The sequence below is a fragment of the Aquabacterium sp. G14 genome, from assembly GCF_037482285.1.
Taxonomy (GTDB): domain Bacteria; phylum Pseudomonadota; class Gammaproteobacteria; order Burkholderiales; family Burkholderiaceae_C; genus Aquabacterium.
On sequence record NZ_JBBEYB010000004.1, the window covers coordinates 257,672 to 264,736 of the forward strand.

The following is a 7,065-nucleotide window of genomic DNA, read 5'->3' on the forward strand; positions in this document are numbered from 1 at the left end:
TGCACCAGTGGGCCCGGCAACGGCCCCCTGGCCGAGATCGGTGCGGTCGATGCCACCATGTCCGTGGGCCTGACCGAGGCCGCAGCGCGTCACATCACGCGTTACCTCGCCCGTCGTGGCAAGGGCGTGGGCGTGCGCTTGGGTGTCAAGACCACGGGCTGCTCGGGTCTGGCCTACAAGATCGAATTTGCCGACGAGATCGCGCCTGAAGACATCGTCTTCGAGCAGCTCGGCGTCAAGATCCTGGTCGACCCCAAGAGCTTGCCTTACATCGACGGCACGGAGCTCGACTTTGTGCGTGAAGGCCTTAACGAGGGCTTCAAGTTCAACAACCCCAACGAGCGCGACCGTTGCGGTTGCGGCGAGTCTTTCCGCATCTGAGGCGTCTCGCATGCCTTGCGTCGGATGAAGCCCCACCCTGTGGTGGGGTTTCGCCTTTTCACACACCATGAACATCGACGCTGACGATTTCACCCTGCTGGGGCTGCCCAAGGGTTTTGCGCTGGACCGCAGTCAACTGGACGCCGCCTGGAAGGCGCTGCAGGCCCGGGTCCACCCCGACCGCTTTGCCGCCGAAGGTGGCGCGGCGCAGCGCCTGGCCATGCAATGGGCCGTGCGCGTCAACGAGGCGCACCAGCGCCTCAAAGATCCGCTCAAGCGGGCCGCCTACCTGTGCGAACTCGCTGGCGTGCCGGTGCAGTCCGAGAGCAACACCGCCATGCCAGGCGACTTCCTGATGCAGCAAATGGAGTGGCGCGAAGCCCTGGAGGAGGCGGACACCGCGGGCGAGGTCGAGACCTTGTCCGACGAGGTGCAGCTCGACCGCAAAGCCCGCATCGCCCGGGTGACCCACCTGCTTGATGTGGATGCCAACCCCACCCAGGCCGCGCAGGAAGTGCGCGCCCTGATGTTCATCGATCGCCTGCTCGAAGAGATCGATGCCCGCCTCGAACGTTACGAAGACGCCAGCTGAAGACGCGAACCGACCCATGGCCCTGCTGCAAATCTCCGAACCCGGGCAATCGCCCGACCCCCACCAGCGCCGCATCGCGGTGGGCATCGACCTGGGCACCACCCATTCCTTGGTGGCCTCCGTGCGCAACGGCGCATCCGAGTGCCTGCCCGATCAGAACGGCCGCGTGATCCTGCCCTCTGCCGTGCGCTACTTGCTGGACGACAAGGGCCAAACCCGCCGTCAGATCGGTTTCGAGGCCCTGGCCGCGCAGGCCGAAGACTCGCAAAACACCATCGTGTCGGTGAAGCGTTTCATGGGTCGTCGTCTGGCCGACCTGCCCGATGCGGGTCGCCTGCCGTACCAGTTTGAAGACCAGCCCGGCATGGTCGCGATCCGCACTGTGGCGGGCGTGAAGTCGCCCATCGAGGTCTCGGCCGAGATCCTGGCCAGCCTGCGCCAGCGCGCGGAAGACACCTTCAACGACGACCTGTTTGGCGCCGTCATCACCGTGCCCGCGTACTTCGACGACGCGCAACGCCAGGCCACCAAGGACGCGGCCCAGATGGCCGGTCTGAACGTGCTGCGCCTGCTCAACGAGCCCACGGCCGCGGCCATCGCTTACGGCCTGGACAACGGCGCCGAAGGCCTCTACGCCATCTATGACCTGGGCGGCGGCACCTTCGACATCTCGCTGCTGCAACTGAGCCACGGCGTGTTCGAGGTGGTGGCCACGGGCGGTGATTCGGCCCTGGGTGGCGATGACGTCGACCACATCCTGGCCGAGTACGCGCTGGCCCAGTCGCAGATGCAGGCCACCACGCCGCAAGACAAGCGCACGGTGCTGGTCGCCGCACGCCGCACCAAGGAAAAGCTGTCCACCGATGGCAGCGCCCACCTGTCTTGCGCGCTGTCGGGCGGCATGCTGTCGGTGACGCTGACGCGCGCCAAGCTGGCCGAGCTGTCCAAGCCGCTGATCGACAAGACACTGGCCGTTGTCAAGCGCGTGCTGCGCGATGCCAAGGTCAAGCCCGACGAGGTCAAGGGCGTGGTCATGGTCGGTGGCTCGACCCGCATGCCCGCCGTGCGCGACGCCGTGGGCGCCTTCTTCGGCCAGCAACCGCTGACCGACCTGAACCCCGACGAGGTGGTCGCGCTGGGCGCCGCCATCCAGGCCAACCAGCTGGCCGGCAACAACGCGCAAGGCGAGCACCTGCTGCTCGACGTGCTGCCACTGTCGCTGGGGCTGGAAACCATGGGCGGTTTGGTCGAGCGCATCATCCCGCGCAACACCCCGATCCCGTGCGCCCGTGCGCAGGACTTCACCACCTTCAAGGACGGGCAGACCGCCCTGGCCGTGCACGTGGTGCAGGGCGAGCGTGAGCAGGTCGAGCATTGCCGCTCGCTGGCCCGTTTCGAGCTGCGCGGCATCCCGCCGATGGCCGCCGGTGCCGCCCGCATCCGTGTCAGCTTCCAGGTCGACGCCGACGGCCTCTTGAGCGTCTCCGCCAAGGAGCAGCTGTCGGGCGTCGAAGCCTCAGTGGTCGTCAAGCCCAGCTATGGCCTGACCGATGACCAGGTGGCCCACATGCTGCGTGAAGGCTTCACCACTGCCGCCGCCGACATGAAGGACCGTGCCTTGCGCGAAGCCCGCGTCGAGGCCGAGCGTATGCTCGAAGCCACCCGTACCGCGCTGGCCGCCGATGGCGACCTGCTGTCGCCCGAGCAGCGCGCCGAGATCGATGGCCTGATGGCCCAGATCGGCCAGCGTTGCGACCGCGGCGACCTCGAAGCCCTGGAGGCCGCCACCAAGGCCCTGGCCCAAGGCACAGAGGCCTTTGCCGCCGAACGCATGAACCGCAGTATCCGCCAGGCTCTGGCGGGTCGCCAACTTGACCAGCTCTGATTCACCCCATGCCCATCATCAAGATCCTGCCCCACGCCACCCTGTGCCCTGAAGGCAAGGCGATCACCGCGGCGCCCGGCACCAGCATCTGCGAAGCCCTGCTGGAGAACCACATCGAGATCGAGCACGCCTGCGACATGAGCGCGGCTTGCACCACCTGTCACGTGATCGTCCGTCAAGGCTTCAACAGCCTCAACGAGATGGAAGAAACCGAGGAAGACCTGCTTGACCGCGCCTGGGGTCTGGAGCCCAATTCGCGCCTGAGTTGCCAGGCCATCGTGGCCGGCCAGGATCTGGTGGTGGAGATCCCCAAGTACACGATCAACCACGCACGCGAGAATCACTGATTCCGCACTTTGAGTGGCGCCATGTCCCGACAGATCTTCCTGGATACCGAAACCACCGGCCTGAGCCCTGACTCGGGCGACCGCATCGTTGAAATCGGTTGCGTGGAGATGGTTAACCGCCGCCTCACCGGGCGGCATTTGCACTTCTACATCAACCCCGAGCGTCCCAACAGCGAAGACGCGGTGCGCGTGCACGGCCTGACCGACGAGTTCCTGGCCGACAAGCCCACGTTTGCGGCTCTGGTGGACCAGATCGTCGAGTACTGCGCCGGCGCCGAGGTCATCATCCACAACGCGGCGTTTGACATCGGCTTCCTGAATGCCGAGTTGGCACGCTGCGGCCAGGGCAAGTTCACCGACCACGTCAGTGGCGTGATCGACACCCTGTTGATGGCCCGCGAGATGTTCCCGGGCAAGTCCAACAACCTGGACGCGCTGTGCCGCCGACTGGAAGTGGACAACTCGCACCGCACGCTGCACGGCGCCTTGATGGACGCCGAGTTGCTGGCCGAGGTCTACATCAACATGACGCGGGGCCAAGATGCCCTGTTGATCGAGGCCGAAGACGAAACGGGCAACGAAGGGCAGGGCGCACTGGACGTCGCCGCCATCGACCTGCGCAGCTTCGATCTGCCGGTGATCCAGCCTACGCCGGAGGAAGCCGAGGCCTTCGACAAAGCGTTGCAAGATCTCGACAAAGCATCGGGTGGCAAAAGTTTGTGGAAGTCTCTCGAAACCGTGCTATAGTTCAGGTCTTCGCTGATTGCGACAAACAAATCAGCGACGCGGCAAGTCCCGAACCAGTTTCGGGCGGTTAGCTCAGCGGTAGAGCACTGCCTTCACACGGCAGGGGTCGCAGGTTCGAACCCTGCACCGCCCACCAAGAAAATCAAGCACTTAGCAGCGATGCTAAGTGCTTTTTTCTTGCCCGTTTCAAAATTTGGGACAATTTTGGGACAGTGGGGCAGCAGTCAGGCCTGGCACTCGCACTCAACCACCACATGAGGCGCAGATGGCAGCATTTGAGAAACGCGGGCAGTACTGGCGGGTGAAGATCCGCCGCAAGGGGTATCCAGAGCAAACGCGCTCATTCGATCTGAAGTCACAGGCCGAGGCCTGGGCGAGGTCCATCGAGAACGAGATGGACAAGGGCACCTTCGTTGATCGCACCGAGACGGAGAAAAACACCCTGGGTGATCTGATCGACCGTTACCTGAAGGAGGTGACGCCGTTTAAGCGGGGCAAGGACCCAGAGACCTCTCGGTTGAAAGCGTTGAGCCAGCGGCCTTTGGCAGCGCTCAAGATGAGCGCGCTGTCGAGCAAGCACGTTGCTCAGTACCGGGATGAGCGGCTGAAGGAGGTGTCGGCCGGCACCATCAACAAAGAGCTGAACCACCTGGCCCACGTGATCGAGACCGGGCGCAGGGAGTGGGGCATCCAACTGCCTGAGAACCCGGTGCGCATGGTGCGGCGTCCGGCCGCGCCAAAGGCCCGTGACAGGCGTTTCAGGGAAGGGGAGGAGGCTCAGTTGCGTCTGGCTTGCGAAGACGCACGCAACCCCTTCTTGCTGCCGGTGATCGAGCTGGCCATTGAAACCGGCATGCGGCAGGGCGAGATTGTCGGGCTGCTTTGGCAGCACGTTGACCTGGCTGGCCGAGTGGCGCACTTGCCGTTGACGAAGAACGGAGAGGCCAGGTCTGTGCCCTTGTCGCGCAAGGCTGGCGCTGTGCTGGCTGCGCTGCGGCCTTCGGAAGAGACGAAGTCTGGTCCTGTGTTCCCAGGGCTGACGACCGAGGCCATCAAGCGCGCGTTCATGCGTGCGTGTGATCGTGCGGGGCTGGTTGACTTCCACTTTCACGACCTGCGGCATGAGGCCACGAGTCGGCTGTTCGAGAAGGGCCTGAACCCGATGGAGGTTGCCAGCATCACGGGGCACAAGACGCTGCAGATGCTGAAGCGGTATACGCACTTGAACGCGGGTGATTTGGCGGCCAAGTTGGGGTAGCGCCTCTGGGATCAAACAATCTCTGCCAAAGCTAAATGTGCTTCATTCGATAAAGCGCTATGAGTCGCTGATGCCGAGCATCATTCTGAAAGCTCGGTTTGACCGCACATATTTGCTGCAGGCACTCAAGAAGCTCTTCGCTTACCCACTGCGGGGCAGCGATCGTGACATCAAGCAAGTCTAGCGCTGCATCCGGAAACTGATGGCAAAGCCCTGACGTCTTCAACGGCTTGGTCAATTGGTCTGGATAGGCCACAGGCAGAAGCCAGGTTCGTACCGCTTGCAAGGCATCAGGGAACGCGCGGCCTGCGCCAATAGCGATGCGGGCCAGGCGCTCTGCGATTGCTGCGGACACCATGCTTTGAGTTTTGGGCCATACGTTGTTCCAGAACGGGAGCAACCTGTTCTTCCAATACTCCTCGCGCTGTTCGCCCGCTCCCTCTTGGGCTTGTGCCAGCGCTTGCGCCGCCTCTCGCAGACCCTCTTGCGGCAGTGAGCCAAATGCCACTCTGAACTCGGCTGGAGTGAATCCCTCTGCTGGTTCCAGGGCCGCATAAGTCAGAAAGGCAGCGTACTGTCTACCGTGTTCGCCCAGTGCTGAGTAGCGGCTGGCAGTTTCAATCAGAAAGGGCTTGATCTGTCCGCGCCGATCCAAATCTGAGCCACCGTGCCGATCCAATATTGAGCCAGGGCTGGTAGCCGACCAAAGGGTGGTCAGCTGTGGATAAGTGTAGAGCCTGGCCTGGGTTTTGAGTTTTCCGGCCGGCTTGGTTGAACATCAAGGGGGAAGCCGCGCAGCGGCTTCCCCCTTCGCTTTGAGCTTCAGGCCTTGCCCTCTGCTGCAGCCTGCATCCGAGACTGCTCTCGTGCCTTGATGCGCCTCTTGGCCGTGCTGGAACTGTGCAGGAATCGGTGTGACTCGTTGCCCGTCTCCAGGATGTGGCAGTGGTGTGTGAGCCGGTCCAGCAGCGCCGTCGTCATCTTGGCATCACCAAAGACACGCGACCATTCCGCGAAGTCCAGATTCGTCGTGATCATCACGCTGGTGTGCTCGTACAACCGGCTGAGCAAGTGGAACAGCAGCGCACCGCCTGCCTGGCTGAACGGCAGGTAGCCCAACTCATCGAGGATCACCAGGTCCAGGCGCAACAAGCTCGTCGCGATGCGTCCGGCCTTGCCTTGTGCCTTCTCTTGCTCCAGCGCGTTGACCAGATCCACCGTGGAGTAAAAGCGCACGCGCCTGCCATGCTTGGTGATGCCGGACACGCCAATGGCTGTGGCCAGGTGGGTCTTGCCGGTGCCAGGCCCTCCCACCAACACCACGTTGTGCGCCACTTCTGTGAAGCCTGTCTCTGCCAGCGTGTGAACCAGCTTGCTGTCAACGGGGGACACAGCGAAGTCGAACCCAGCCAGGTCTCGATGCACAGGGAACTTGGCTGCATGCATCTGATGGCTCACCGAGCGCATGCCTCGGTCTGTGGCCTCGGCCTGCAGCAGGTGTTCAATCAACCACCGTGCATCCTCTGAGCCCGTACTGGACCCTTGTTCGATCAGGTCCAACCATGCGCCCGCCATGCCGTGCAGGCGCAGTTGTTTGAGCTCTGCAGCGATATCACGCATGGTTGATCTCCTCCGTGCCGCCTTGCCCGCGCAAGCTGTCGTAGCGCGCCGTGTTGGCCAGTGGGGCCACTGTCGCCTGCAAACAGGTCTGTGCATCTTCAGGCGTGGGTGCAGGGTTGAGCCTGCTCAGAACATTGATCACATGCTCGACGCTGACCTTGCCAGACGGTGGCGCGCTCTCCAGCGCCAATTCAACTGCCACCAGCACCGCATCCAGGCCAGCTGTGCTCACAAT

The 7,065-nt window shown here is 63.3% G+C and carries 8 protein-coding genes, 1 tRNA gene and 1 pseudogene; 7 read left to right on the top strand and 3 right to left on the bottom strand.

Going from position 1 to position 7,065, the window contains the following annotated elements; translation table 11 throughout:
- Window positions 1-57: 57 nt before the first annotated feature.
- From iscA to WIT60_RS07115, 7 genes are all read left to right on the top strand, one after another.
- The gene (gene iscA / locus WIT60_RS07085; protein WP_339583252.1) at window positions 58-381 is read left to right on the top strand and encodes an iron-sulfur cluster assembly protein IscA; all 324 of its coding nucleotides are present in this window, start codon (window positions 58-60) and stop codon (window positions 379-381) included.
- 67 nt (window positions 382-448) lie between these two features.
- On the top strand, window positions 449-973 hold the full coding sequence (gene hscB, locus WIT60_RS07090; protein WP_339583226.1) for a Fe-S protein assembly co-chaperone HscB: 525 nt from the start codon (window positions 449-451) through the stop codon (window positions 971-973).
- Between the two features lie 16 nt (window positions 974-989).
- Window positions 990-2,858 (top strand): Fe-S protein assembly chaperone HscA, encoded by a 1,869-nt coding sequence (hscA, locus tag WIT60_RS07095; protein WP_339583227.1) that lies wholly within the window; start codon window positions 990-992, stop codon window positions 2,856-2,858.
- Window positions 2,859-2,866: 8 nt separating this feature from the next.
- Entirely contained in the window at window positions 2,867-3,205 is a 339-nt protein-coding gene (gene fdx, locus WIT60_RS07100; RefSeq protein ID WP_339583228.1) for an ISC system 2Fe-2S type ferredoxin, read from the top strand.
- A gap of 21 nt (window positions 3,206-3,226) precedes the next feature.
- Window positions 3,227-3,952 carry a DNA polymerase III subunit epsilon gene (gene dnaQ, locus WIT60_RS07105; RefSeq protein WP_339583229.1) on the top strand — a complete coding sequence of 242 codons (726 nt, stop codon included), beginning with the start codon at window positions 3,227-3,229 and terminating at the stop codon, window positions 3,950-3,952.
- A 61-nt stretch (window positions 3,953-4,013) separates the two neighbouring features.
- A tRNA-Val gene (locus WIT60_RS07110) sits at window positions 4,014-4,088 on the top strand.
- 129 nt (window positions 4,089-4,217) lie between these two features.
- A complete protein-coding gene (locus tag WIT60_RS07115) occupies window positions 4,218-5,210 on the top strand; it encodes a site-specific integrase (protein ID WP_339583230.1) in 993 nt (330 codons plus the stop codon).
- 31 nt (window positions 5,211-5,241) lie between these two features.
- Here WIT60_RS07115 and WIT60_RS07120 read toward each other — a convergent pair whose 3' ends face one another.
- The 3 genes and pseudogenes from WIT60_RS07120 to WIT60_RS07130 all read right to left on the bottom strand — a co-directional run.
- The gene (locus WIT60_RS07120) at window positions 5,242-5,865 is read right to left on the bottom strand and encodes a hypothetical protein (RefSeq protein WP_339583231.1); all 624 of its coding nucleotides are present in this window, start codon (window positions 5,863-5,865) and stop codon (window positions 5,242-5,244) included.
- Window positions 5,866-6,032: 167 nt separating this feature from the next.
- On the bottom strand, window positions 6,033-6,830 hold the full coding sequence (istB, locus tag WIT60_RS07125; RefSeq protein ID WP_012080644.1) for an IS21-like element helper ATPase IstB: 798 nt from the start codon (window positions 6,828-6,830) through the stop codon (window positions 6,033-6,035).
- A pseudogene (locus WIT60_RS07130) lies at window positions 6,823-7,065 on the bottom strand (IS21 family transposase); the annotation flags it as partial. The gene istB and the pseudogene WIT60_RS07130, both read right to left, overlap by 8 nt.

Excerpts from the sequence above, each read along its gene's own strand:
- hscB (WP_339583226.1), top strand. The coding sequence starts at position 449 with ATGAACATCGACGCTGACGATTTCACCCTGCTGGGGCTGCCCAAGGGT.
- istB (WP_012080644.1), bottom strand. The coding sequence starts at position 6,830 with ATGCGTGATATCGCTGCAGAGCTCAAACAACTGCGCCTGCACGGCATG.
- WIT60_RS07115 (WP_339583230.1), top strand. The coding sequence starts at position 4,218 with ATGGCAGCATTTGAGAAACGCGGGCAGTACTGGCGGGTGAAGATCCGC.
- fdx (WP_339583228.1), top strand. The coding sequence starts at position 2,867 with ATGCCCATCATCAAGATCCTGCCCCACGCCACCCTGTGCCCTGAAGGC.
- dnaQ (WP_339583229.1), top strand. The coding sequence starts at position 3,227 with ATGTCCCGACAGATCTTCCTGGATACCGAAACCACCGGCCTGAGCCCT.
- hscA (WP_339583227.1), top strand. The coding sequence starts at position 990 with ATGGCCCTGCTGCAAATCTCCGAACCCGGGCAATCGCCCGACCCCCAC.
- iscA (WP_339583252.1), top strand. The coding sequence starts at position 58 with ATGTCCGTGGGCCTGACCGAGGCCGCAGCGCGTCACATCACGCGTTAC.